Origin of the sequence: Serpentinimonas maccroryi, from assembly GCF_000828915.1 — a bacterium.
Classification (GTDB): domain Bacteria; phylum Pseudomonadota; class Gammaproteobacteria; order Burkholderiales; family Burkholderiaceae_C; genus Serpentinimonas; species Serpentinimonas maccroryi.
Window position 1 is genome coordinate 1,070,927 of sequence record NZ_AP014569.1, and the last position, 22,159, is coordinate 1,093,085.

The 22,159-nt window shown below is 65.2% G+C and carries 26 protein-coding genes; 12 read left to right on the forward strand and 14 right to left on the reverse strand.

The window, feature by feature from the left end:
• Positions 1-64: 64 nt before the first annotated feature.
• Positions 65-1,534 carry an IMP dehydrogenase gene (guaB, locus tag SMCB_RS04995; protein ID WP_045535514.1) on the reverse strand — a complete coding sequence of 490 codons (1,470 nt, stop codon included), beginning with the start codon at positions 1,532-1,534 and terminating at the stop codon, positions 65-67.
• A gap of 75 nt (positions 1,535-1,609) precedes the next feature.
• Between guaB and SMCB_RS05000 the strand changes: the two genes are divergently transcribed.
• Positions 1,610-2,227, forward strand: coding sequence for a hypothetical protein (locus tag SMCB_RS05000; protein ID WP_052468428.1), 618 nt, complete (start codon positions 1,610-1,612; stop codon positions 2,225-2,227).
• Positions 2,228-2,239: 12 nt separating this feature from the next.
• Here SMCB_RS05000 and SMCB_RS05005 read toward each other — a convergent pair whose 3' ends face one another.
• Complete coding sequence (locus SMCB_RS05005; protein ID WP_045535516.1) at positions 2,240-2,572, reverse strand: RnfH family protein; 333 nt, start codon at positions 2,570-2,572, stop codon at positions 2,240-2,242.
• The gene (locus SMCB_RS05010; RefSeq protein WP_045535518.1) at positions 2,569-3,012 is read right to left on the reverse strand and encodes a type II toxin-antitoxin system RatA family toxin; all 444 of its coding nucleotides are present in this window, start codon (positions 3,010-3,012) and stop codon (positions 2,569-2,571) included. The genes SMCB_RS05005 and SMCB_RS05010 overlap by 4 nt, the downstream gene beginning before the upstream one ends.
• A 59-nt stretch (positions 3,013-3,071) precedes the next feature.
• Here SMCB_RS05010 and smpB point away from each other — a divergent pair, with 59 nt between their 5' ends.
• The gene (gene smpB / locus SMCB_RS05015; RefSeq protein ID WP_045535520.1) at positions 3,072-3,557 is read left to right on the forward strand and encodes an SsrA-binding protein SmpB; all 486 of its coding nucleotides are present in this window, start codon (positions 3,072-3,074) and stop codon (positions 3,555-3,557) included.
• Positions 3,558-3,662: 105 nt separating this feature from the next.
• On the opposite strand, the gene SMCB_RS05020 is transcribed toward smpB, so the two are convergent.
• From SMCB_RS05020 to SMCB_RS12685, 3 genes are all read right to left on the reverse strand, one after another.
• Positions 3,663-4,244 carry a superoxide dismutase gene (locus SMCB_RS05020; protein WP_045535522.1) on the reverse strand — a complete coding sequence of 194 codons (582 nt, stop codon included), beginning with the start codon at positions 4,242-4,244 and terminating at the stop codon, positions 3,663-3,665.
• Positions 4,245-4,341: 97 nt separating this feature from the next.
• Positions 4,342-5,514, reverse strand: a complete 1,173-nt coding sequence (xseA, locus tag SMCB_RS05025) for an exodeoxyribonuclease VII large subunit (protein ID WP_045535524.1) — start codon at positions 5,512-5,514, stop codon at positions 4,342-4,344.
• A gap of 85 nt (positions 5,515-5,599) precedes the next feature.
• Positions 5,600-5,815 carry a hypothetical protein gene (locus tag SMCB_RS12685; RefSeq protein WP_144400280.1) on the reverse strand — a complete coding sequence of 72 codons (216 nt, stop codon included), beginning with the start codon at positions 5,813-5,815 and terminating at the stop codon, positions 5,600-5,602.
• Between SMCB_RS12685 and SMCB_RS05030 the strand changes: the two genes are divergently transcribed.
• From SMCB_RS05030 to adk, 6 genes are all read left to right on the forward strand, one after another.
• Entirely contained in the window at positions 5,802-6,440 is a 639-nt protein-coding gene (locus SMCB_RS05030; RefSeq protein ID WP_045535526.1) for a MotA/TolQ/ExbB proton channel family protein, read from the forward strand. The two genes, SMCB_RS12685 and SMCB_RS05030, sit on opposite strands and share 14 nt — an antisense overlap.
• Before the next feature lie 19 nt (positions 6,441-6,459).
• On the forward strand, positions 6,460-6,885 hold the full coding sequence (locus SMCB_RS05035) for an ExbD/TolR family protein (RefSeq protein WP_045535528.1): 426 nt from the start codon (positions 6,460-6,462) through the stop codon (positions 6,883-6,885).
• The gene (gene lpxK, locus SMCB_RS05040; RefSeq protein WP_231851255.1) at positions 6,875-8,044 is read left to right on the forward strand and encodes a tetraacyldisaccharide 4'-kinase; all 1,170 of its coding nucleotides are present in this window, start codon (positions 6,875-6,877) and stop codon (positions 8,042-8,044) included. The genes SMCB_RS05035 and lpxK overlap by 11 nt, the downstream gene beginning before the upstream one ends.
• A 94-nt stretch (positions 8,045-8,138) precedes the next feature.
• Positions 8,139-8,345, forward strand: a complete 207-nt coding sequence (locus SMCB_RS05045; RefSeq protein WP_045535530.1) for a Trm112 family protein — start codon at positions 8,139-8,141, stop codon at positions 8,343-8,345.
• Positions 8,345-9,208 (forward strand): 3-deoxy-manno-octulosonate cytidylyltransferase, encoded by an 864-nt coding sequence (kdsB, locus tag SMCB_RS05050; protein WP_045535532.1) that lies wholly within the window; start codon positions 8,345-8,347, stop codon positions 9,206-9,208. The genes SMCB_RS05045 and kdsB overlap by 1 nt, the downstream gene beginning before the upstream one ends.
• A 121-nt stretch (positions 9,209-9,329) precedes the next feature.
• Entirely contained in the window at positions 9,330-9,986 is a 657-nt protein-coding gene (adk, locus tag SMCB_RS05055; protein WP_045535533.1) for an adenylate kinase, read from the forward strand.
• Between the two features lie 41 nt (positions 9,987-10,027).
• Here the strand turns inward: adk and SMCB_RS05060 are convergent, their stop codons facing one another.
• Together SMCB_RS05060 and SMCB_RS05065 are read right to left on the reverse strand one after the other, a co-directional pair.
• Entirely contained in the window at positions 10,028-11,143 is a 1,116-nt protein-coding gene (locus tag SMCB_RS05060; protein ID WP_052468429.1) for an asparaginase, read from the reverse strand.
• Positions 11,140-11,922, reverse strand: coding sequence for a DODA-type extradiol aromatic ring-opening family dioxygenase (locus tag SMCB_RS05065; protein WP_231851279.1), 783 nt, complete (start codon positions 11,920-11,922; stop codon positions 11,140-11,142). Before SMCB_RS05065 ends, SMCB_RS05060 begins: the two co-directional genes overlap by 4 nt.
• Before the next feature lie 270 nt (positions 11,923-12,192).
• Between SMCB_RS05065 and aroE the strand changes: the two genes are divergently transcribed.
• From aroE to SMCB_RS05080, 3 genes are read left to right on the forward strand one after another with little or no spacing between them, the layout of a single operon-like run.
• Complete coding sequence (gene aroE, locus SMCB_RS05070; protein WP_045535534.1) at positions 12,193-13,032, forward strand: shikimate dehydrogenase; 840 nt, start codon at positions 12,193-12,195, stop codon at positions 13,030-13,032.
• A 12-nt stretch (positions 13,033-13,044) separates the two neighbouring features.
• Positions 13,045-14,010, forward strand: a complete 966-nt coding sequence (tal, locus tag SMCB_RS05075; protein WP_045535536.1) for a transaldolase — start codon at positions 13,045-13,047, stop codon at positions 14,008-14,010.
• Positions 14,011-14,016: 6 nt separating this feature from the next.
• A complete protein-coding gene (locus SMCB_RS05080) occupies positions 14,017-14,865 on the forward strand; it encodes a MurR/RpiR family transcriptional regulator (RefSeq protein WP_045535538.1) in 849 nt (282 codons plus the stop codon).
• A 31-nt stretch (positions 14,866-14,896) separates the two neighbouring features.
• Here SMCB_RS05080 and glk read toward each other — a convergent pair whose 3' ends face one another.
• The 6 genes from glk to SMCB_RS05110 all read right to left on the reverse strand — a co-directional run bounded on the left by glk (position 14,897) and on the right by SMCB_RS05110 (position 21,230).
• Positions 14,897-15,898, reverse strand: coding sequence for a glucokinase (gene glk / locus SMCB_RS05085; protein ID WP_045535540.1), 1,002 nt, complete (start codon positions 15,896-15,898; stop codon positions 14,897-14,899).
• Positions 15,899-15,944: 46 nt separating this feature from the next.
• Positions 15,945-17,024 (reverse strand): oxidoreductase, encoded by a 1,080-nt coding sequence (locus tag SMCB_RS05090; RefSeq protein WP_045535542.1) that lies wholly within the window; start codon positions 17,022-17,024, stop codon positions 15,945-15,947.
• A 3-nt stretch (positions 17,025-17,027) separates the two neighbouring features.
• Positions 17,028-18,098, reverse strand: coding sequence for an ABC transporter ATP-binding protein (locus SMCB_RS05095; protein WP_045535544.1), 1,071 nt, complete (start codon positions 18,096-18,098; stop codon positions 17,028-17,030).
• A gap of 3 nt (positions 18,099-18,101) precedes the next feature.
• Complete coding sequence (locus SMCB_RS05100) at positions 18,102-18,959, reverse strand: carbohydrate ABC transporter permease (RefSeq protein WP_045535546.1); 858 nt, start codon at positions 18,957-18,959, stop codon at positions 18,102-18,104.
• On the reverse strand, positions 18,956-19,837 hold the full coding sequence (locus tag SMCB_RS05105; protein WP_045535548.1) for a carbohydrate ABC transporter permease: 882 nt from the start codon (positions 19,835-19,837) through the stop codon (positions 18,956-18,958). Before SMCB_RS05105 ends, SMCB_RS05100 begins: the two co-directional genes overlap by 4 nt.
• Before the next feature lie 121 nt (positions 19,838-19,958).
• A complete protein-coding gene (locus SMCB_RS05110; RefSeq protein ID WP_045535550.1) occupies positions 19,959-21,230 on the reverse strand; it encodes an ABC transporter substrate-binding protein in 1,272 nt (423 codons plus the stop codon).
• Positions 21,231-21,434: 204 nt separating this feature from the next.
• Between SMCB_RS05110 and SMCB_RS05115 the strand changes: the two genes are divergently transcribed.
• Positions 21,435-22,106: a response regulator transcription factor gene (locus SMCB_RS05115; protein ID WP_045535552.1), complete on the forward strand. Its 672-nt coding sequence runs from the start codon at positions 21,435-21,437 to the stop codon at positions 22,104-22,106.
• Positions 22,107-22,159 lie beyond the last annotated feature (53 nt).

Genomic DNA, 22,159 nt, shown 5'->3' on the forward strand with positions numbered 1-22,159 from the left:
AGCAGCCAGAAAAAATGACGCGCCCCATATGGGCCCATGCGTAGGCTTGCGCCCCAGCGCTGCCTCATTCGGCGCGGTAATTGGGCGCTTCTTTGGTGATATGCACGTCGTGGACGTGGCTTTCGCGCACGCCGGCGGTGGTGATCTCGACGAATTCGGCTTGGGCGTGCAAGTCGGCGATGCGGGCGCAGCCGCAGTAGCCCATGGCGGCGCGCAAACCGCCGGCCATTTGGAACAGGATGGCGACCACCGAGCCCTTGTAGGGCACGCGGCCTTCGATGCCTTCGGGCACGAGCTTGTCGGCGTTGGGGTTGCCGCTGCCCGATTCTTGGAAGTAGCGGTCGGCGCTGCCCTGCTGCATGGCCCCGATCGAGCCCATGCCGCGGTAGCTCTTGTAGCTGCGGCCTTGGAACAAAATCACTTCGCCCGGCGCTTCTTCGGTGCCGGCGAACACGCCGCCCATCATCACGCTGCTGGCGCCGGCGGCAATGGCTTTGGCCACGTCGCCGCTGTAGCGCACGCCACCGTCGGCAATCAGGGGGACGCCGGTGCCGGCGAGCGCCGTGGCCACGTTGTCGATGGCGGTGATCTGCGGCACCCCGACGCCGGCGACGATGCGCGTGGTGCAGATCGAACCCGGCCCGATGCCAACCTTGACGCCATCGGCCCCAGCCTCGACCAACGCGCGCGCCGCCGCGCCGGTGGCGATGTTGCCGCCGATGACTTGCACCTGCGGGTAGTTTTGCTTGACCCAGCGCACGCGCTCGAGCACGCCCTTGCTGTGGCCGTGCGCGGTATCGACGACGATGGCATCAACCCCGGCGCGCACCAGCAGCTCAACCCGCTCCTCGGTGCCCGCGCCCACGCCCACCGCAGCACCGACGCGCAAGTGCCCGGCGGCGTCGCGCGCGGCGTTGGGGAAGTTGAGCTGTTTGCGGATGTCTTTGACTGTGATCAGGCCCTTGAGCTCGAAAGCCTCGTTGACCACCAGCAGGCGCTCGAGCTTGTGCTTATTGAGCAGCGCCTTGGCCTCTTCGGGCGTGGTGCCGTCGGGCACGGTGATCAGGCGCTCGCGCGGCGTCATGATCTCGCGCACCGGCAGTTCGGTGCGGGTCTCGAAGCGCAAGTCGCGCCCGGTGACGATGCCCACCACCTTGCCACCGTCGAGCACCGGAAAGCCCGAAATGCCCAATTCTTCGGACAGCTGCAGCACCTGATAGACCGTGGTCTCGGGGGTGATGACCACCGGGTCGCGCAGCACGCCCGACTCGTAGCGTTTGACCTTGGCCACGTGCGCGGCCTGATCGGCCGGCGTGAGGTTTTTGTGTACGATGCCGATGCCGCCCTCTTGCGCCAGTGCGATCGCCAACCGGGCTTCGGTGACGGTGTCCATGGCGGCCGAGACCAGCGGCAAGTTGAGCGTGATGTCACGCGTCAGGCGCGTGGCCAGAGAGGTGTCTTTGGGCAGGATTTGCGAGTAGGCTGGCACCAGCAACACGTCGTCGAAAGTGAGCGCTTTTCCAAGCAGGCGCATAGAGTGAACTCCAAAAGCGCTATTGTAGGCGGGCCGGCGAACGGGTATATTGCGCCCTCATCATTGACTTTCGATATGCACACCTTGATCCACACCCACATTTCAAAAATTTACTGGCTGCTGCGCTTACCGCGCATGGGGCTGGTTGCTTTGGTGGTCGGTTTGTTGCTGGTCAGCGCCGTGCAGGCAGCTGGCCCGACTTGGGTCTGGCTCGATGACCACGGCCGCCGCGTGGCGAGCGACATGCCGCCGCCGGCCAGCGTGCCCGATCAGCGCATTTTGCGTCGGCCGCATGCAAGTCCGGTGCCCAGCCCTGCGCTCGGTGCAGCGCCCGAAGGCACCCCGGCCGCTGCACCTGCCCAGCCTGCCCCACCCGGGGCTGGCGCAGCAGGCGCCGGCCGCTTGACAGACGAACAGTTGCGCCAGCAAGTCGAACAACGCAACGCCCAGATCCGGGCCGACAACTGCCAGCGCGCCCGCGCCTCGCTCGAGACCTTGCAAGCCGGGGCCAGCCAGCCCCTGTACATGGTCAACGAGCAGGGCCAGCGCGTCACGATGGACGAGGCCATGCGCCGCGCCGAAAGCGTGCGCCTGCGCCAGATCGTGCGCGACAACTGCGCACCGGCGCCAGCCGCGGCTGGCACCCCGCAAGCCGCACCACCACCGCCAGCAGCCGCACCCAACCGGCCCTGAGGGGCTGGGGTTTCAGCGCGCTTGGGGTTTGGCCCGCTTGCGGTAGCGCTCGCGCCGCGCCGTTTTGGGGTCCACCCGCAGCGCCCGGTAGCGCTCGATGCGGTCGCCGTCGTGCAAGGGGGTCGAAGCGGGCTCGACACGGCCCCAAACCCCCACCTCGCCCGCCGCAGCGGCTTGCAGCCAAGCGTCGGCGGTGTCGGCGGGCGTGGTGGAACGCAAAGCCCCGGCCGGTCCAAACGCCAGTTGCAGCGCTTGCCCTAGGGTGGTGCCGGCTGGCACTTGCAGCCGCCACTCTTGCACCTGCGAGGGGCCACAGGCTTGCACCAGCGTGATGTCAAGCGTCATTCGCCATAGACCTGGTCGGCGCGCTTGACGAAGGCATCGACCAGATTGGCCGCGATCTTGTCGAACACCGGCCCCACCAGCGTGGCCAAGGTGTTGCTGGCAAAGCCGTAGTTGAGGGTGAAATCGACGCGGCAGGCGCGTTGTGTGCCGTCGCCCACCGGTTTGAACTCCCAGATGCCGTCAAGGTGAGAGAACGGGCCGTCGATCAGCTCGAGCTGGATGCACCGGTCTTCGACGTGGGTGTTGCGGGTGGTGAAGCTCTTTTTCATGCCGGCCATCGACATGCCTATAGAGGCCACCATGCCCTGCTCGTGCTGCTCCAGCACCACGCCGGCGCTGCACCAAGGTAAAAATTCGGGGTAGCGCGGCACATCGCTGACCAGCGCGAACATTTCGTGGGCGCTGTGCCAGAGCAGTACCGACTTGTGGATGCTTTTCATACAATGCAAGGCCGTGCCCGGATTGTAGAGCCCCTGGCCGCCCCGCTTTCCCCCGCCCCATGTCCACCCCAAACAAAAACACCGCCGCCACCACGACCCGCATCGCGGAAAACAAAAAAGCCGCCTTCAACTACCACCTCGAGGAACGCCACGAGTGCGGCCTGGTGCTGCAAGGCTGGGAAGTGAAGGCGCTGCGCGCCGGCAAGGCGCAGCTCACCGAGGGCTACGTGGTGATCCGCGACGGCGAGCTGTACCTGATCGGCTGCCTCATCAGCCCGCTGCGCAGCACCAGCAGCCACTTGCCGGCAGACAGCGCGCGCACGCGCAAGCTGCTGATGCACAAAGCCGAAATCCAGCGCCTGATCGGCAAAGTGGAGCAAAAGGGCTACACCCTGGTGCCGCTGAACCTGCACTGGAAAAACGGGCGCGTGAAATGCGAGATCGCGCTGGCCAAGGGCAAGGCCGAGCACGACAAACGCGACACGCTCAAAGAGCGCGAAGGCAAGCGCGAAGTGGAGCGCGCCATGAAGTCGCGCCAGCGCTAAAGCAACGGCTGCTGCTTGCGCCTGCCCTGCCCAAGCCGGCTCGGTGCCAAGGCGAAGGCTGACGGAGCGAAGGCTGAGGCCCAAAGGCCCCAGCACGGCTCACGATCAGGCGAAATTGGCCTGCGCAAAGCGCCAGTTGACCAGTTTGTCGAAGAAGGTCTCGACAAATTTTTGCCGCAGGTTGCGGTAGTCGATGTAGTAGGCGTGCTCCCAGACATCGACGGTGAGCAGCGCGGTGTCGGCCGTGGTCAAAGGCGTGCCGGCAGCGCCGGTGTTGACGATATCGACCGAGCCGTCGGGCTTTTGCACCAGCCACGTCCAGCCCGAGCCGAAGTTGCCGACCGCGCTCTTGACGAAGGCTTCACGGAAAGCGGCGTAGCTGCCCCATTTGGCCGTGATGGCCGCAGCCAGCGCGCCGCTGGGCTCGCCACCGCCACCGGGGCACATGCAGTTCCAGAAAAAGGTGTGGTTCCAGATCTGGGCCGCGTTGTTGTAGATGCCGCCGCTGGATTTTTTGATGATCTCTTCGAGCGTCATGGACTCGAATTCGGTGCCCTTTTGCAGGTTGTTGAGGTTGACCACGTAGGCGTTGTGGTGCTTGCCGTGGTGAAACTCGAGTGTTTCCTGGGAGTAATGCGGCTGCAGCGCGTCGGGGGCATAGGGCAGCGGGGGCAGGGTGTGTTGCATGGGCAATGGGCTCCGGTGGGTTTGGTAAACGTTTCGCGGGCAGCAACCGTGCGCTTGGGCGCGCAGCCACAGCCACCACGCATTGTAGGCAGAGCCTCTAGTTCCCCGCAGCAGACACGGTCAAATCCAGCTGGCCATCGGCCAAGCGGGCGCGCAGTGCCTGCCCCACCTGTACGCCGCTGCAGCGCAGCACCGGCCGCCCGCTGGCGTCGCTGAGCAAGGCATAGCCGCGCTGCAGCACGCCATGCGGGTCCAGCGCCTGCAGCCGCGCGGCTTGGTGGTCGAGGCGCAACTGGCGCCGCTCGAGGTCGCGCGCGGCGGCGGTCTGCCAGCTGTGTTGCCAGCGCTGCAGGCGCTGGCGCTGCTGCTCCAGTTGGCCTGCCACGCCCTGCTGCAGGCGCTGCGCGCAGCGCTCGAGGTGGCGCAGTTGGGCGCTGCGCTCGGGCGCACAGAGTTCGGCGGCCGCGGTGGGGGTGGGTGCGCGCAGGTCGGCAACAAAATCGGCCAAAGTGAAATCGGTTTCGTGCCCGACGCCGCAGATCACCGGCATGGGCGCTTGGGCGATCTGGCGCACCAGCGCCGGGTCGTTGAAGGCCCACAGATCCTCCAGCGAGCCGCCGCCGCGCACCAGCAGCAGCACATCGCAGCCGCCACCGGCCTGAAACTGCGCTGCCGCCGCCTGCAGCGCCTGGCACAGGGCCTGCGGCGCCCCCTCGCCCTGCACCCGCGCCGGGTACAGGCGCACCGGCAGATGCGGCACGCGCCGGCTCAGGGTGGTGATCACGTCGCGCAAGGCCGCCGCGTCTGGCGAGGTGACGACGCCGATGCGCGTGGGCCAAGCGGGTAGCGGACGTTTGCGCGCCGGGTCAAACCAGCCCTCGGCCTGCAACTGGGCTTTGAGGCGCATGAACTGCTCGAACAAGCCGCCCTGCCCTGCCAACCGGGCCGCCTCGACGATCAGCTGCAGCTCGCCGCGGGCGCCGTAGATGTCGATGCGCCCTTGCAGCTCGACTTGCACGCCGTCGCGCCAATCGAGCGCCGCCGCCGCTGCCGCGCGCTTGAACAGCGCACAGCGCAGTTGCCCGCGCTCGTCTTTGAGGGTGAAGTAGCTGTGGCCGCTGGCGGCGCGCACATAGCCCGACACCTCGCCCACCACGCGCACCGGGTTGAACTGCGCCTGCAGCGCCTCGGACAAGGCCGCCAGCAGCTCGCCCACGGCCCACAGCGGCGCCTCGCCGCCCCTCTGAAAGAGCCCATCAGCCGCGGCCATGCGAACCCCAAAATTGAAACTGTCCACAAGGGAGCCCCACAGCACTTAGATCGACTCGGCTCTCGCCCCGCCTTGCATTCATTTTTCAACCTTTTGATTCAAAACAGCTTTTAAAAAAATTTGCGAGGCTTGAAAAAAATATCGCAGCATCGAAGCCGGATAAATGCAAATCAGCCAGATCGTTACCCACAAACTTATCCACAGGCCCGCTGGGCACTCCGCAGCGCTGCGCTGGGCGATAATCGGGGCCCTGCAAGCGCCGCGCCGCGGCCGCAAGGAGACCCGCATTGTTTACGATCATACAAGCCGCCGGCTGGCCGATCTGGCCCCTCATTGCCTGCTCGGTGGTGGGTTTGGCGCTGGTCGTCGAGCGCTTTTTGAGCCTGCGGGTGGCCCGCGTGGCGCCCCCCAAACTGCTCGATGAAGCGATTGCGGTGTCGCTCAAGGCCGTGCCCGAGCCCCAGGTGGTGCAACAACTGGCCCAAAACTCGGTGTTGGGCGAACTCCTCGCCGCCGGCCTACAGCAGTTGCACCAAAAACCCGCCAGCACCGAAGCCGAGCTGCGCACCAGCCTCGAGGCCGCCGGGCGCTTTGCCGCCGCCAAGCTGGAAAAACACCTCGGGGCGCTGGCCACCATTGCGTCGGTCGCGCCGCTCATCGGCCTGCTGGGTACGGTGGTGGGCATGATCGAGATTTTCGCCTCCCAAGCCGGGCCGGGTGGCCTCACCCCTGGTGGTGGCAACCCGGAGCAGCTCGCGCACGGCATATCGATCGCGCTCTACAACACCGCCTTTGGCCTGATCATCGCCATTCCGGCGCTGATGTTTTGGCGCTACTTTCGCGCCCGCAACGAAGCCTGGCTGCTGCAGATGGAGGTGGCCGCCGAGCGCTTTGCCCAGCACCTGCTGACGCTGCGCCGCCCCTAACCTGGCCTAGGAGCTGAGCATGGCCATCCGCTTTAGCCGCCGCGATCGGGAAGAACCCGAAATCAACCTGATCCCGTTTATCGACGTGCTGCTGGTGGTGCTGATTTTCCTCATGCTCACCGCCACCTTCAGCCGCTACACCCAGTTGCAGGTGCGCCTGCCCGAAGCCGACGCCGAGGCGGCGCAGACGCAGGCGCACGAGATCGTGGTCGCCATCGGGGCCGACGGCCGCTATGCCGTGGCCGGGCAAGTGCTCACCACGCCCAGCGTGCAGGCACTCACAGCGGCGCTGCAACAGGCCGCCCAAGGCCAAACCGAGCCCACGCTGGTGATCAACGCCGACGCGGCCGCCACGCATCAATCGGTCATCAACGCGATGGAGGCAGCGCGCAACGCCGGTTTGCAGCGCATCACCTTTGCCACCCAGCAGCCGCGTGAGCGCTGAACGGCACGAACCCCTAGCCCCCGCCCGCGCCACTTGGGTGCACGCGCTGCAGCGCGCTTGGCTGGCGCGCGGCGCATTGGCCTGCCTGCTGTGGCCGCTCTCGCTGCTTTACGGCGCCGCTTGGGCGCTGCGCAGCGCGCTCTATCGCAGCGGTCTCAAGCGCTCCAGCCGGCTGCCGGTGCCGGTGCTGGTGGTGGGCAACGTGGTGGTGGGCGGCAGTGGCAAAACCCCCACTTTGATCGGTTTGGTGCAACACCTGCAGGCCCAAGGCTGGCGGCCGGGCGTGCTCTCGCGCGGCCACGGCCGGCGCAGCACGGGGTGCTTGCCGGTGCAAGCCGACAGCCACGCCGACCAAACCGGCGACGAGCCGCTGCTCATCGCCCAAGCCACGGGCGTGCCGGTGTACGTGGGCCGCGACCGCGCCGCCGCCGGGCGGGCGCTGCTGGCGGCGCACCCCGGCGTCAACCTGCTGCTGTGCGACGACGGCATGCAGCACTGGGCGCTGGCGCGCGACCTGACCGTGCTGGTGTTCGACGCCCGCGGCTGCGGCAACGGCTGGCTGCTGCCGGCCGGGATGCTGCGCCAGCCTTGGCCGGCGCCGGTCTGGGGCGGTGGGCCGCTGCTGATGCTGCAAACCGGGCTGCCTGCCGGTGCCCGCCCCGACCCGGCGCTGGCTGCGGGCGCACAGGCCTTTGCCGCCACGCGCCGCTTAGCCGATCAGGCTTACGACGCCCACGGGCGGAGGCTGGCGCTGCAGCGCTGGGTGCAGTCGCCCGCGCACCGCCACGGCGAGCAAGGCAAGGCGGAGGTGGCCCCGGCCCCGGTGTCAGCGACCTTGCGCTGCGCCGCGCTGGCCGGCATCGCCCAGCCCGAGGCCTTTTTTGCCCTGCTGCGCCAGCGCGGGCTGGCGTTGCAACACACCCTGGCATTGCCCGACCACGCCGACGGCGCCACCTTGTTGCAGGCGCTCGCCGCCTACCCCAGCGACCTGGACTGGCTGTGCACCGAAAAAGACGCGGTCAAGCTCTTTGCCGCCCTGCGCCAGCCCGGTGCGCCGGCGCACCGCGTTTGGGCCGTGGCGCTGGAGCAAGAGCCAGACTGCGGTTTTTACGCGGCGATCGATCAGGCCCTAGGCCGGGTGGCTGCGCCTTCGCCCTGAGCTTGGCGCCCGCTTGTCAGCGCCGACTTTCGCTGCTGCCACCACCACCCAACGCCTGCGCCATGGAGCCCAGCAAGCGGGTATCATCCCAGCCATGGACGCCAAACTGCTCTCACTCTTGGTCTGCCCCGTCACCAAGGGGCCGCTGGTTTACAAGCCCGAACAGCAAGAGCTGCTCTCGCGCAGCGCCCGGCTGGCCTACCCGATCCGCGACGGCATCCCGATCATGCTGGAAAACGAGGCGCGCCCGATCAGCGCCGAAGAAGCCGCGCGGCCCGACCCGCCCAGAGCCGCGCTTTGATGCGCCCCTTGCACCCCCCCTTTCACGTCCTGATTCCGGCCCGGCTCGGCTCGACCCGGCTGCCGCGCAAACCCTTGGCCGACATCGGCGGCGCGCCGATGGTGGTGCGTGTGGCGCAGCGGGCGCTGGCCAGCCAGGCGCTGTCGGTCACGGTGGCGGCCGACGACCCCTGCATCGTACAAGCCTGCCAGCAGCACGGCATTGAGGCGATCCTGACGCGCCCCGACCACGCCAGCGGCAGCGACCGGCTGGCAGAAGCCTGCACCCTGCTGGGCTGGCCCGACGAGGCCTTGGTCATCAACCTGCAAGGCGACGAACCGCTCATGGCCCCCGCACTGCTGGCGGCGGTGGCGCAGCAGTTGCAACAGCACCCCGACTGCGCCATGAGCACCGCCGCGCACCCCTTGCACAGCGCCGCCGAGTTCCTGAACCCGAACGTGGTCAAAGTGGTGCTCGACGCCCAAGGGCGGGCGCTGTACTTCAGCCGCGCCCCGATCCCCCACTGGCGCGACCGTCCTGCCGGTCTGACTGCCGATCTGTCTGCCGAACCAGCCGTCGACCTTCTTGCCGCCACGCCCCTGCCCGGGCAGCCCAGCGCAGCGGGCACCCCAGTGGTGCCGCAACCTGCACCGCTGCGCCACATCGGCCTGTACGGCTACCGGGCCGGGTTTTTGCGCCGCTTCCCGCAACTGCAGGCCGCGCCGCTGGAGCAGTGCGAGGCACTGGAACAGCTGCGCGTGCTCTGGCACGGCGAGCGCATCGCGGTGCACGTCACCGAGCAAGCGCCCGGGCCGGGTGTGGACACCGAGGCCGACCTGCAGCGGGTGCGCGCGCTGTGGGACGCAACCGCTGGCCGCCTGTAAGCCAGCCTCAAGATGTGCCATGCTATCCTTGCAAGGTTGAAACCCTTGCAGCCCAAGCGGCAGCGGGCAGGCACGCCAGCGTCGTGCCAATGCGCAATCACGACTCCAATAAAGGAAACCCATGAGACTGATCCTGTTGGGTGCCCCTGGTGCCGGCAAAGGCACCCAGGCAACCTTCATTTGCCAAAAGTTTGGCATTCCCCAGATCTCCACCGGCGACATGCTGCGCGCTGCCGTCAAGGCCGGCACCCCCTTGGGGCTGCAAGCCAAAGCGGTGATGGAATCGGGCGGCTTGGTCTCGGACGACCTGATCATCGGCTTGGTCAAAGACCGCATCAGCCAGCCCGACTGCGCCCAAGGCTTTTTGTTTGACGGCTTCCCGCGCACCCTGCCGCAGGCCGACGCCCTCAAGGCCGCAGGCGTGCGGCTCGACTACGTGCTCGAAATCGACGTGCCCTTCGAGGCCATCATCGAGCGCATGAGCGGGCGGCGCTCGCACCCGGCCTCGGGGCGCACCTACCACCTCAAGTTCAACCCGCCCAAAGTCGCCGGGCTCGACGACCTCACGGGCGAGCCGTTGGTGCAACGCGCCGACGACCAAGAAGACACCGTGCGCAAGCGGCTCGAGGTTTACAGCGCCCAAACGCGCCCGCTGGTCGATTACTACTCGGCTTGGGCCGCCGCAGAACCCGCCGTGGCGCCCAAATACCGCTCGATCAGCGGCAGCGGCACGGTCGAAGCCATCACCACCCGCGCCTTCGCCGCTTTGCAGAGCTAAAGCGACGGGCTGGGACTGAGAGGCTGAGGGGGCTCTTCTTCCTACCACTCGGTCGCCAGCAAATGCAGCTGCAGCGCCAGCCGCGCCTGCGGCGCTGGCAGCGCGGTGGCGGCAAAGCCGCCTGTGGCAGCCTTGGCTGTGGCGGCCACGGAAGTTCCTTCGGAGGTTGGAGCGGTTGCCGTCGCATCGGCCGCATCATCAGCACCGGTGTCCAGCGCTTCACCTGCCCCACCCAGCAACGCCCCCAGCACCCAGCGCGCCGCATCTGGCCCAGCAGGCACGCACGCCCCGATGCGCGAACAGCGCCAGACCACCACCCCTGTCTGCTCGGCCTGCTGCAGCGCCTGCGCCAGCGCCTGGTGCAACGTGGCGTTGCCCGTGCCAGCCACCACCAGCCCGCGCAGCGGCGCCTCGCTGCCGTCGGCCTGAGCGTGCTGCAGCAGCAGCGCACGCACCAGCGCCCCGCTCTGCGCACCGTGGCTGCTGAGCCACTCCACCCGCGGCCAAGGCGCTGCGGCCAGCAGGCGCGGCAGCAGGCGTGGGGATGGGGGTGGGGGTGGGCCCTCACCCGGCCACGGCCGCCAGCGCTGCAAACGCCCGCCCACCAGCGCCGCGAGCGCACCGGCGTCGCCGGCGCCAAAGGCCTCGAGCCGATGCGGGTGCAGCTTGCGCACCTCGTGCCCAGCATAAATCTGCCCGGCGCACGGCACCAGCACCCCGCGCGCGCCGGGCGTGGCGGCCAGTTGCAAGGCGTCGGCCAGGTTTTGCGCGCCGTCGCTCAGCAAGGCCGTGCTCGGGCGCATGGCCCCCACCAGCAGCACCGGCTTGGGTGGCTGCAGCACCGCTTGCAGCAAAAAAGCGCTTTCTTCGAGCGTGTCGGTGCCATGCGTGACCAGCACCGCCTGCACCTCGGGCCGTTCGAGCTGGTGCTGCACCGCCTGCAGCAGGGCGCGCCAATGGGCTTCGGACACGTCTTTGCTGTCGATCTGCGCCAGTTGCTGCGCCTCGATGGCCAAACCCGGCGGCAACGCCAGCCCAGCCAACAAATCCTGCACCGGCCGCACCGCCGCGCGGTAGTTCAGCGCATCGCCCGGATTTTGCGCGCAACCGGCAATGGTACCGCCGGTGCCGACGACGGCGATGATGCGCGGCTTCATTGCAGCACCAGCGCATCCATGGCCAGATAGCGGTGCATGACCTCGCACGTCAGGTAGTGCGGCGGCGCTGGCTCGGCTTGCGAGGCTGCGCTCTGTCCCCACGCAGCGGCCCCGAGGGCAAAAAACAGCGGCAAAAAATGCTCGTCGGTGGGGTGGGCACGGGCGGCTTGCGGTGCCAGCTCGCGGTAGTTCAGCAGCGCCTCGCGCTCATGCGCCAATAGCCGCTGCTCGACCCAGCGCGCAAAGGCGCTCACGTAGTCGGCGGCTTCGGCGTCCTGCGCCGGGCGGCTGCTAAAAAACTCGTGCAAATTGTGCGTCATGCTGCCCGAGCCGACGAGCCACACGCCCTGCTGGCGCAATGGGGCCAGCGCCTGCCCCATGGCATAGACCTCGGCCGGCCCATAACCATGCGGCAAGGCCACTTGCAGCGCCGGCACGTCGGCCTTGGGCAACAGGTAGCGCAACGGCACCCAAGCGCCGTGGTCGAAGGGGCGCTGCGCGTCGGGCCGGGTGGCGATACCCGCTGCTTGCAGCAGTTGCAGCACCTGCTGCGCCAGCGCCGGTGCGCCCGGAGCCGGATACTGCAAGCGGTACAGCGGCTCGGGGAAGCCGCCAAAATCGTGCCAAGTGGCGGGCTGGGGGTGCGTCATCACGGCGGCGCAGTCGGCCATCCAGTGCGGCGACAGCACCAGCACCGCGCTCGGCCGCTGGCGCGCGCACTCGGTTTGCGCCCAAGCCGCCAGCGCCGGGCCGGTCTGGCCGGGCTCCAGCGCCCACATGGGTGAGCCGTGCGAAATGAACAGCGCCGGGCTGGAGCGTGCTTGGGGTGCGGCTGCGGCCCGCCGCAGCGGCTCGGAGCTGAGGCTGGGGCTGGTGTGGGAACTGGGTACAGGCTGCATCGGTGGCGTGGTGTGGGTGCGCGAATGGCCAATGTAGCGCAATTCAGCCGCCGCGCTGGTGCGCTGCACCAAACACACCCAGCGCATCGGCGACAATGCGGCACCTGCCCCGATCGCCATTTTGATCGCCACTCCACTATCTGCCTGCGCATGGACCGCTACGCCGTCATCGGCCACCCCATCGGCCACAGCAAATCGCCCACCATCCACCGCGCTTTTGCCGCCGCCACGGGCCAAGCCTTGAGCTACGAAGCCATCGAAGCCCCCTTGGGGGCGGGTCAGTTTGCCGCTACCGTGGAGCGCTTTCGCGCCAGCGGCGGCCGCGGCGTGAACGTCACGCTGCCCTTCAAGCTCGACGCCTGCGCCTACGCCACCGACCTGGCCGAGAGCGCGCGCTGCGCCGGGGCCGCCAATGCGCTCAAGTTTGAGGGCACGCGCTGCCTGGCCGAAAACTTCGACGGCAGCGGCCTGGTGCGCGACCTGAGCCACAACCTGGGCCAGCCGCTGGCCGGGCGCAGGCTGTTGCTGCTCGGGGCTGGCGGGGCCAGCCGCGGAGCCATTTTGCCGCTGCTGCGCGCCCAACCGGCGCAGCTGTGGGTGCTCAACCGCAACGCCGCCAAGGCCGAGGCGCTGGTGCGCGAGTTCGTCGCGCTCGGGGCCGATGCCGCAGTCTTGCACGGCGGCGGTTTTGATGCGCTGGCGCAGCCCCAGCGTTTTGATCTGGTGCTCAACGCCACCTCGGCCAGCCTGAGCGCCGAGGCGCTGCCGCTGCCCGCCCACGCCTTCAAGCCCGAGGGCTTGGCCTACGACATGGTCTATGGCAAGGGCCTGACGCCCTTTTTGCGCCAGGCCCAGCAGGCCGGCGTGCGCCAGCTCGCCGACGGCGTAGGCATGCTGGTCGAGCAGGCCGCCGAAGCCTTTGCCTGGTGGCGCGGCGTGCGCCCCGAAACCAAAGATCTCATCCAGCGCCTGAGCGTGCCCCTGAACTAAACGCACCCCACTATGAACCAGCTCGAAGCCCTCAAACAGCACAGCACCGTGGTTGCCGACACCGGCGATTTCTTGCAACTGGCGCAGTTCCAGCCGCAAGACGCGACCACCAACCCCTCGCTGATCCTCAAATCGGTGCAAAAGCCCGACTACGCCCCGCTGCTGGCGCAGACCGTGGCGCGCTTTGGCGGCCGGCCCAGCGACGAGATCGTCGATCGGCTGCTGGTGCGTTTTGGCTGCGAGATTCTGGCCATCGTCCCCGGCCGGGTATCCACCGAAGTCGATGCGCGCCTGAGCTTCGACACCGCCGCCACCATCGAGCGCGCCGAGCGCCTGATGGCGCTCTACCAAGCCGAAGGCGTGCCCAGCGACCGGGTGCTGATCAAGATCGCCGCCACCTGGGAGGGCATCGAGGCCGCAGCGCAGCTCGAGCGTCGCGGCATCCGCACCAACCTGACGCTGCTGTTTGCGTTTTGCCAGGCGCTGGCCTGCGCGCAGGCCCGGGTGCAGCTCATTTCGCCCTTCGTGGGTCGGATTTACGACTGGCACAAAAAGCAGGCCGGCAGCCAGTGGGACGAAGCCGCCCGCGCCGGCGAGCACGACCCCGGCGTGCAGTCGGTGCGGCGCATTTTCGAGTACTACAAGCGCTTTGGCATCGGCACCGAGATCATGGGTGCGAGCTTTCGCAACTGCGGCCAGATCGTGGCGCTGGCCGGCTGCGACCTGCTCACCATCAGCCCCGAGCTGCTGGCGCAGCTGGCGCAACCGGTGGCCAGCACCGACGCGCTGCCGCGCGCGCTCGACGCCGACGCCGCGCGCGAGCTCGATCTGCAACCGCTGCAGCACGACCAAGCCAGCTTTCGCTTGGCGCTCAACGAAGACGCCATGGCGAGCGAAAAACTGGCCGAAGGCATCCGCGCCTTTTGCGCCGATTCGGTGCGGCTCGAGCAACTGATCGCGGCGCGGCAGGGGCGTTGATCGCATATGCTCGAGCGCATCTACGCCAGTCTGCCCTCGCTCTCGGCGGCTGAGCGCCGGGTAGCGGAATTGGTGCTGCAAGACCCGCAGCGCTTTGCGCTCTTGCCCGTGAGCGCGCTGGCCGAACAGGCGCGGGTGAGCAAGCCGACCGTGGTGCGCTGTTGCCGCAGCCTAGGCTTCAAGGGCTTGATCGACTTCAAACTCAAACTGGCGGGCACCGTGAACGATGGCGTGCCCTATATCCACCGCAGTGTGGACGAGAGCGACGCGGTGCCCGAGCTCGCATTCAAAGTGATCGACAACACCATCGCGGCCCTGCTGGCTTACCGCAAATCCCTCGCAGGGGTGGCGCTGGAGCAGGCGGTGCAAGCGCTGCACCGGGCGCACCAGAGCGGGCGCCGAATCGACTGTTATGGTGTGGGCAACTCGGGCATTGTGGCCCAAGATGCACAGCACAAACTGTTCCGGCTTGGGGTGCACACGCTGTCGCACTGCGACGGGCATTTGCAGGTCATGAGCGCGGCCCTGCTGGGCCCGGACGATGTGGCGCTGATTATTTCTAACTCCGGCCGCACGCGCGACCTGCTCGACGCCGCGCAAATCGCGCGTCAGCGCGGCGCCACCACGGTCTCGATCACGGCCAGTGACAGCCCTTTGGCACTGAACACCGACATACACCTTGCGGCCGATCACAGCGAACGCTTTGAACAAGACATCCCCATGACTTCGCGCCTGATCCATCTGTTGATCATCGACATTTTGGCCACCGGCTTGGCGCTGCGCATAGGCAGCGCACGCTTGCAGCCGATGCTCATGGACATCAAGGCGCAGTTGCACGCCAAGCGTTACAACTGAACCCCCTGCCGTGCCGCAGCGGGGCCGCACCTCAAACCCGCTCCAGCACCCGGGCCGCTCCGCGCAGCGCCGGCGACTGCTCCGCCACGATTACCCACACTGGAATTGTTTCCAGGTAGGCCCGAAAACGCCCCTTGGCAATAAATCGCTCAAGAAAAGGGCTCTGGTCGAAAAACGCCCCGAGTTTGGGTACGATGCCTCCGCCTATGTAGAGGCCACCGCGCGCGCCCATGGTGAGCGCCAGATTGCCAGCCACCGTGCCCAGGAAAGCACAAAACAGCTCCAGCGCCTCAAGCGCCTGGGGGTGGCCTTGCAGCGCTGCTGCGCTGATCTGGGCCGCAGTCCAGTCGTTCGGGGTGCAAGAAGCGGCAGAACACATAGCCTGATACAAATCGATCAAACCCGCGCCACTGACGGCACGCTCGGCCGATACGTGACCGTAGCGCTGCTTCAAGGCCTCCAGCATGCGCTGCTCACGTGGGTTGCAGGCGGCCAATGTCACGTGCCCACCCTCGCCGGCAATGGGCAGCCAGCCACCCTGAGGCATCGGCAGCAAGCCCGATACGCCCAGGCCGGTGCCAGGGCCGATCAGGGCCAAGGGGCCACTCGGGCTCTCGGAATTTCCTTGGATACCAGAACCAGGCTTCAATTCACAGCTCTTAAGCAACCGTTTTTCGCCCACAAGCAAATCGGGCAACGCCAAGGCCAGCGCGACAAAGTCATTTAACACCTCGAGCCGCTGCAAACCCATGCGCTGACGCAGCGCAGCAATCGAAAACGACCAGTGGTGGTTGGTCATCTGCACCTGGTCACCGTACACCGGGTTGGCAATGGCTATCGCAGCCAGCACGGGGCGCGGACGCTGCACCCGTTCCATATAGGCATTTATGGCCAGATCTAAGGTCGCGTAATCGGAGCAAGCAAGCGTGGCTTGTGCCTCCAGCGCGGCACCCGAGCAGGCTTGCCAAGCAAAACGGGCATTGGTGCCGCCGATATCGGCCAGTAACCTTGGTGCGTGTGGTTCCGATTGCATGGGGTCGATCCTGAAACTGCAACAGCTTACGAGGGCGGGTCAGCCCCTATGATGAAAACTGGTGCGTGCAACCGGGTGCGCTGCGCCAGCCGCGCTCTAGCCAATCCATCACGCTGCGCGCTTGCAGCGCCGTAACCGGGGGCTCGCCAGAGCGACCTGACAACGCTGAAGCCAGCTGAGTATAAAACTGCCTCCAGTCGCCCGTGCTGGCTCCCGGTGTCTGCTGATGCAGCACCCCATCGGGCTGAACCAACGTGAGCCCACCGGGGGCATCGCCCTGCCCCCAATAGGCGTCGCTAGCCGGCCACCGACCGGCTTTGAGCGCCTCCTCCTGGCTGTCACCATGTGGGCGCAGGTAACTGCCTTGGGTGCCATGCACCGTCCATCGCGGCCCTGGATAAGCCGCGAGCATGCTGGCCTGCAAAACCATGCAATGCCGGGGATAGCGCAACAAGGCATGAAACCAGTCGTCGCTCAGCGCCCCCTCGCGCTGGTGTTGGGTGTGGAGCTGAATCGATTCGGGCTCGCCAAACAACTGCAAGGCCTGATCAAGCAAATGCGGGCCCAAGTCGTACCATAAACCCGCACCGGCTTGGGCAGATTCGCGCCAGCGCAGGCGCACTTGCGGCCGAAAGCGTTCAAAGCGCGACTCGACGTGCGTCACGCGCCCCAACCGGCTGTCGGCCAGCAACTGCTTGATTTCTAGGAAATCACTGTCCCATCGACGGTTGTGAAACACCGTCAGCAAGCGGCGTGTGATCTGCGCTTGCGCAATCAGGGCATCTGCCTGCACCAAGGTGAGCGCAAAGGGCTTGTCGATCACTACATGTTTGCCGGCTGCCAGCGCCTCTTGAGCCAGCGGAAAGTGGGTATCGTTGGGTGTGGCCAGTACCACCAGTTGTACCTTCGGCTGCCGCAGCATAGACGCCAAATCAGGATACCAAACGCACCCCAATAGCGCTTGCCGCAACGCCGGCGCAAGAGATGAGGGTAGGCTAGCGTGGCGGCTGCTGACCACACCCACCAGTTCAAGCCCCTCGGTGGCGGCAATCAGGGGAGCGTGGATGGTGCTGGCTGCATAGCCCCAACCCACCAGAGCCACCCCGATGGCGGCTGGATTCGGCATGCCTTAGTGCCCCAGCCGCTGACCGCTTTGGCGGTCAAACAGATGCGCATCGGCGGCTTCCCAGCGCACACAAACACGCTCGCCCACTTGGGCATTGAGCAAGCCCGGTACGCGTGCCGTAAGGGAACCAATGGCGGTATCCACCGTGGCATAAGACTCAGGCCCGGTGGGCTCGATCATGGTCAGAACACCAGGCAGCCCGGTCGCGGCAAAGCCAAGGTTTTCGGGGCGCAGGCCAAACACCAGTTCGCTGTGGGCATGATGCTGCACAGCGTAAGCCTGTTGTGCATCCAGGTCGAGCGTCACGCCGTGAGCGGTCAGGTTATCGCCCACACGCGTGGCATCGACCATGTTCATGGCAGGAGAGCCGATGAACTCGGCCACGAAGCGGTTGGCTGGCCGGCGATAAATTTGCGCTGGCGTGCCAAACTGCTGCACGCAGCCATCTTTCATCACCGCGATGCGGTCGCCCAGCGTCATGGCCTCGACCTGATCGTGCGTCACGTACACCGTGGTGGTGCGGGTGCGCTGGTGGAGCAGTTTGATCTCGGCGCGCATTTCGACCCGCAACTTGGCATCGAGGTTGGACAACGGTTCGTCAAACAAAAACAACACCGGGTCACGCGCCAAAGCGCGCCCCATGGCCACACGCTGGCGCTGTCCACCGGAGAGCTGTCCCGGCTTGCGATCGAGCAAATGCCCAATTTGCAGCATTTGCGCCACGCGCTGCACCGCAGCTTCGCGCTCGGCCTTGGGGATTTTCCGAATTTCCAAACCGAAGGCTATGTTTCTAGCCACCGTCATGTTGGGATAAAGCGCATAGCTCTGGAATACCATGGCGATGTCACGGTCTTTGCTGGGCAGATCGGTGACATCGCGCTCACCGATAAAGATGCGACCTGAAGTTGGCGCATCAAGACCGGCAATCATGCTGAGCAAGGTGGATTTGCCGCAACCCGAAGGCCCGACCAAAATCAAAAACTCGCCTGCTTCAATTTCCAGATCGATGCCCTTTAGCACCTGCGTGCCCGAAGTAAATGATTTGTGAATTTGCTTGATACTCAAAGCGCCCATGTGTCACCCTTTCACCGCACCAGCGGTAAGGCCGCGCAAGAAAAACTTGCCTGCCACGATATAAATGATCAAAGTCGGTAGCGCTGCAATCAGCGCCGCCGCCATTTCCACGTTGTATTCCTTGACGACACCCGATGTGTTGGCTAGGTTGTTCAGCCCCACGGTGATCGGCATGCTGCCAGAATCAGAAAACACCACACCGTATAGAAAATCGTTCCAGATGTTGGTGAACTGCCAAATCAGCGTTACCACAATAATCGGGGTTGAGAGCGGCACCACGATAAGCCAGAAAATCTGCCAAAACGTAGCGCCATCGAGTTGCGCTGCCTTGATCAGCTCATCAGGCAAGCCGACGTAATAGTTTCGGAAAAACAAGGTCGTGGTAGGAATTCCTGCCAACACGTGCACCAAAATCAGACCCCAAATGGAACTGGCCAAACCCAACCAGCCCAACACCTGGCTCATGGGCAACAGCACCACTTGCATCGGCATGAATACACCAAACAACATGAATGCAAACAACAATTCACTGCCCCGGAAGCGCCATTTGCTCAGCACATAACCATTGAGCGCGCCAATGAAGGTGGAAATCAGCACCGCTGGCACCACCATCTGCACCGAGTTCCAGAAAAATGGTTGCAAGCCCTCGCACTGGACTCCCGTGCATGCCGATCCCCAGGCCTTGAGCCATGCATAAAGGGTTGGATCAGTCGGCAGGCTGAGCAAGTTGCCTGCTCGCAACTGCTCTGCGTCTTTGAGGGAAGTGACCAGCATCACGTACAAAGGTGCCAGAAACCACAATGCAAATACCAGCAGCAAAGTCCACAGGATGACGCGGTGAACAGAGAGGCGAATCGTCATCGCTTACTCCTTAATTCAGAATAAAGGTAGGGCACCACGATGGCCGCGACCACGGCCAACATGACCATGGCGCTGGCTGCACCCAATCCGATCTGACCGCGCGTGAAGGCGTGGGCATACATGAAGGTAGCCGGGAGATCGGTGGCAAAACCAGGGCCTCCGGCTGTGAGCGCCATGACGAGATCAAAACTCTTGATCGCCAAATGGCTGACCACAATGAGCGTACTAAAAAATACCGGACCCAGACTGGGCAGAATGATGCTCCAATAAATCCGCGGCAGGCTGGCTCCATCCACCTGCGCCGCCTTGATGATGGAGTCGTCAATGCCACGCAAAGCAGCCAGAAATAATGCCATGACGAAGCCAGCACACTGCCAAATGCCGGCGATGACGACGCAGTAAATGGCCATCCTGGGGTCAACCAGCCAACCAAAGCTGAAATTTTCGAAGCCCCACTGGTGCATCAAATGTTCGAGCCCCATGCCTGGGTTAAGCATCCACTTCCAAGCCGTGCCGGTGACGATAAAGGAAATCGCCATCGGGTACAGGTAAATCGTGCGCAGCACACCCTCAGCTCGAATTTTCTGATCGAGCATGATCGCCAACAACACCCCCACCGCCATCGACCCACCTATGAACAGGACGCCGAACACCAGCAGGTTTCTCATCGCCACATGGAATCGCTCGTTCACCCATAGCGCCTGGTAATTATCCAAGCCAATGAAATTGTAACTGGGCAAAATGCGCGAATCGGTAAACGACAAATAGCCGTTCCACACCATCAGGCCATAGATAAACAACAACGAGAGTAAAAAACTGGGGGCAACCACCAGCTTGGGCAACCAGACCGTTGCCTTGCTTTTGGGGGAACCAAACATGCGCCACTCCTCTGGCTAGCCTGGGCATCAGGCAAACAGACGGCCCCCCCGATTGGGGGTGCACGCCTGCGCTATCAAAAACGAAGAATTGCAGCTAAACCAGCCACAAGATGGCTGTTAATCAGCGCGTCTGCGCTGCACGTGCAAGCCGCTCCTGAGCGTTTTGCACCGTAACGCGGTCGTCGTTCCAGAACTGGCTCACCACATCCTGCATCGCGCCCGACGCCGCCGAGCGCACCGCCATGCCGTGCGCGATCGAGGGCACCAGTGTGCCGCGGCGCGAGGTTTCAACGAAATCCCGCGAGCTCATGCGGGCACATTCATCAAAGCGCTCCAAGTTCATGTTGAGCCGCACCGGTATCGACCCCTTGTTCAGATTGAAAACCTCTTGAAACTCGGGTGACAAAATGGCGTTGGCCAAATCGCGTTGGGCCCGGATATTGGCCTCGCTGCGCAGGCGGAACATGGCAAAGGAATCGACATTAAAGGTGAAAGCGTTGGCAGTTCCAGGTGCCGCCACGCAGCCAAAATCACGCCCTGGCACGCGGCCTGCGGCAATAAACTCTCCTTTGGCCCAGTCACCCATGAGCTGCATGCCCGCTTCACCCCGAATCACCATGGCCGTGGCCAAATTCCAGTCACGGCCGGGGGCATTGCGGTCGGTATGTGCCTTGACGCGACGAAAGGTTTCCAGCACACGCGTCATGGTGGCGCTGCGCAGCGCGGTTTGATCAAGCTGGACCAAGGCACTGCGGTAAAAATCGGTCCCACCCACACCCAGCGCCACGGATTCGAACAGCGTGAAATCCTGCCAGTTTTGGCCCCCGTGTGCAAGAGGAATCACACCGGCTCGACGCAACGCTTCGGCTGCAACAAAAAACTCATCCCAATTGGTGGGCACACGGGCCCCAGCGCGCCGAAACACCTCTGGGTTGGTCCAAAGCCAATTGACCCGGTGCACGTTGACTGGAACCGCAATCCAGTTGCCGTTGTGCTTCATGATGTCGCCGATCACGCGCGGAACCAGGTTGTCCCAGTTGCCGGCGCGGGCCACGTCGTTTAGGTTGGTGAGCACCCCAAGCTCGCCCCATTCTTGTAGAGAAGGTCCTTTGATCTGCGCCGCCGAAGGCGGGTTGCCCGCCATCACGCGTGACTTGAGCACGGTCATGGCGTTGTCGCCACCGCCACCGGCGACGGCAAAGTCGCGCCACGTGTGGCCCTGCTGCTGCAACTGCTGCTTGAGCGCGGCCGCCGCACGCGCCTCGCCACCGCTGGTCCACCAGTGCAGCACCTCCACCTCGCCGCCCCCAGCGGTCTGGGCCATTGCCGTGGCGGTCACCAGCACGGTGGCCGCAGCCACCAGCGTTTTCTTGATATCAATGAACTTGCGCATGATCGGATGGTCTCCTGAATTGGGTTTGAACTGCGGGAGTGCGTCCAGCGGCGGTTGAGGGTTACCACATGGCAGCCATCAAATATTAACGAAAAATTAAATTCTTAACATCAGGTTAAACCCTTAAAAAGACCCCCCTGGCAGCCACGCACAGCATGGGCAAGCAGCGGCACAATGGGGGCTAGCAACCACCACCCTACCCTCATGAAGCTCTTGCTGGCAGAAGACGACCCCCTTTTGGCTGACGCGCTGCTGCAACAGCTCGGCAAAGCGGGTTATGCGGTGCAGCACGCACCCAATGGGGCGGTTGCTGAATACCTGCTCGAGCGCCAGCCCTTTGACATCGCGGTGCTCGACCTTGGCCTGCCCATGGTCGATGGCCTGACGGTGTTGCAGCGCTTGCGTCAAAGCAATCCGAACTTGCCGGTGTTGCTGTTGTCCGCGCGCGATGCTTTGCACGACCGCGTGGCCGGATTTGAAGCCGGCGCCGACGACTACGTCACGAAACCGTTCGACTGGCCCGAACTGCAAGCCCGCTTGCACGCCCTGATGCGCCGCAACCCGACGCAGCCGCAAGCGCTCCAGTGGCACGGATTGGTGCTGGATCCTGAGCGCCGACGCGCCACCCTCAACGGCACGGTGCTCGATCTCAGTGGGCGCGAATGGTCGCTGCTCAATCTGCTGGTCGAGCAACGCGACAAAGTGGTCACCAAAGACCAAATAGCCGCCACCTGGTCGGGTGAAGGTGCCGAAAGCGGCCCGGGCAACACGGTCGAGGTGTACATTCACCGCTTGCGGCGTAAACTTGAGGGTGCGGGTGTGCTGATCCGCACCGTGCGCGGACTGGGCTACCTGATGGAGGCCGAGGCCCCTTGAACGCTTGCCCGCCGCCCCAAACACAGAGCGCTGCAAAGCCGCCCAGCAAAGGG

Excerpts from the sequence above, each read along its gene's own strand:
- guaB (WP_045535514.1), bottom strand. The coding sequence starts at position 1,534 with ATGCGCCTGCTTGGAAAAGCGCTCACTTTCGACGACGTGTTGCTGGTG.
- SMCB_RS05000 (WP_052468428.1), top strand. The coding sequence starts at position 1,610 with ATGCACACCTTGATCCACACCCACATTTCAAAAATTTACTGGCTGCTG.
- SMCB_RS05005 (WP_045535516.1), bottom strand. The coding sequence starts at position 2,572 with ATGACGCTTGACATCACGCTGGTGCAAGCCTGTGGCCCCTCGCAGGTG.
- SMCB_RS05010 (WP_045535518.1), bottom strand. The coding sequence starts at position 3,012 with ATGAAAAGCATCCACAAGTCGGTACTGCTCTGGCACAGCGCCCACGAA.
- smpB (WP_045535520.1), top strand. The coding sequence starts at position 3,072 with ATGTCCACCCCAAACAAAAACACCGCCGCCACCACGACCCGCATCGCG.
- SMCB_RS05020 (WP_045535522.1), bottom strand. The coding sequence starts at position 4,244 with ATGCAACACACCCTGCCCCCGCTGCCCTATGCCCCCGACGCGCTGCAG.
- xseA (WP_045535524.1), bottom strand. The coding sequence starts at position 5,514 with ATGGCCGCGGCTGATGGGCTCTTTCAGAGGGGCGGCGAGGCGCCGCTG.
- SMCB_RS12685 (WP_144400280.1), bottom strand. The coding sequence starts at position 5,815 with ATGATCGTAAACAATGCGGGTCTCCTTGCGGCCGCGGCGCGGCGCTTG.
- SMCB_RS05035 (WP_045535528.1), top strand. The coding sequence starts at position 6,460 with ATGGCCATCCGCTTTAGCCGCCGCGATCGGGAAGAACCCGAAATCAAC.
- SMCB_RS05045 (WP_045535530.1), top strand. The coding sequence starts at position 8,139 with ATGGACGCCAAACTGCTCTCACTCTTGGTCTGCCCCGTCACCAAGGGG.
- kdsB (WP_045535532.1), top strand. The coding sequence starts at position 8,345 with ATGCGCCCCTTGCACCCCCCCTTTCACGTCCTGATTCCGGCCCGGCTC.
- adk (WP_045535533.1), top strand. The coding sequence starts at position 9,330 with ATGAGACTGATCCTGTTGGGTGCCCCTGGTGCCGGCAAAGGCACCCAG.
- SMCB_RS05060 (WP_052468429.1), bottom strand. The coding sequence starts at position 11,143 with ATGAAGCCGCGCATCATCGCCGTCGTCGGCACCGGCGGTACCATTGCC.
- SMCB_RS05065 (WP_231851279.1), bottom strand. The coding sequence starts at position 11,922 with ATGTGGGCGCTGGAGCCCGGCCAGACCGGCCCGGCGCTGGCGGCTTGG.
- aroE (WP_045535534.1), top strand. The coding sequence starts at position 12,193 with ATGGACCGCTACGCCGTCATCGGCCACCCCATCGGCCACAGCAAATCG.
- tal (WP_045535536.1), top strand. The coding sequence starts at position 13,045 with ATGAACCAGCTCGAAGCCCTCAAACAGCACAGCACCGTGGTTGCCGAC.
- SMCB_RS05080 (WP_045535538.1), top strand. The coding sequence starts at position 14,017 with ATGCTCGAGCGCATCTACGCCAGTCTGCCCTCGCTCTCGGCGGCTGAG.
- glk (WP_045535540.1), bottom strand. The coding sequence starts at position 15,898 with ATGCAATCGGAACCACACGCACCAAGGTTACTGGCCGATATCGGCGGC.
- SMCB_RS05090 (WP_045535542.1), bottom strand. The coding sequence starts at position 17,024 with ATGCCGAATCCAGCCGCCATCGGGGTGGCTCTGGTGGGTTGGGGCTAT.
- SMCB_RS05095 (WP_045535544.1), bottom strand. The coding sequence starts at position 18,098 with ATGGGCGCTTTGAGTATCAAGCAAATTCACAAATCATTTACTTCGGGC.
- SMCB_RS05100 (WP_045535546.1), bottom strand. The coding sequence starts at position 18,959 with ATGACGATTCGCCTCTCTGTTCACCGCGTCATCCTGTGGACTTTGCTG.
- SMCB_RS05105 (WP_045535548.1), bottom strand. The coding sequence starts at position 19,837 with ATGTTTGGTTCCCCCAAAAGCAAGGCAACGGTCTGGTTGCCCAAGCTG.
- SMCB_RS05110 (WP_045535550.1), bottom strand. The coding sequence starts at position 21,230 with ATGCGCAAGTTCATTGATATCAAGAAAACGCTGGTGGCTGCGGCCACC.
- SMCB_RS05115 (WP_045535552.1), top strand. The coding sequence starts at position 21,435 with ATGAAGCTCTTGCTGGCAGAAGACGACCCCCTTTTGGCTGACGCGCTG.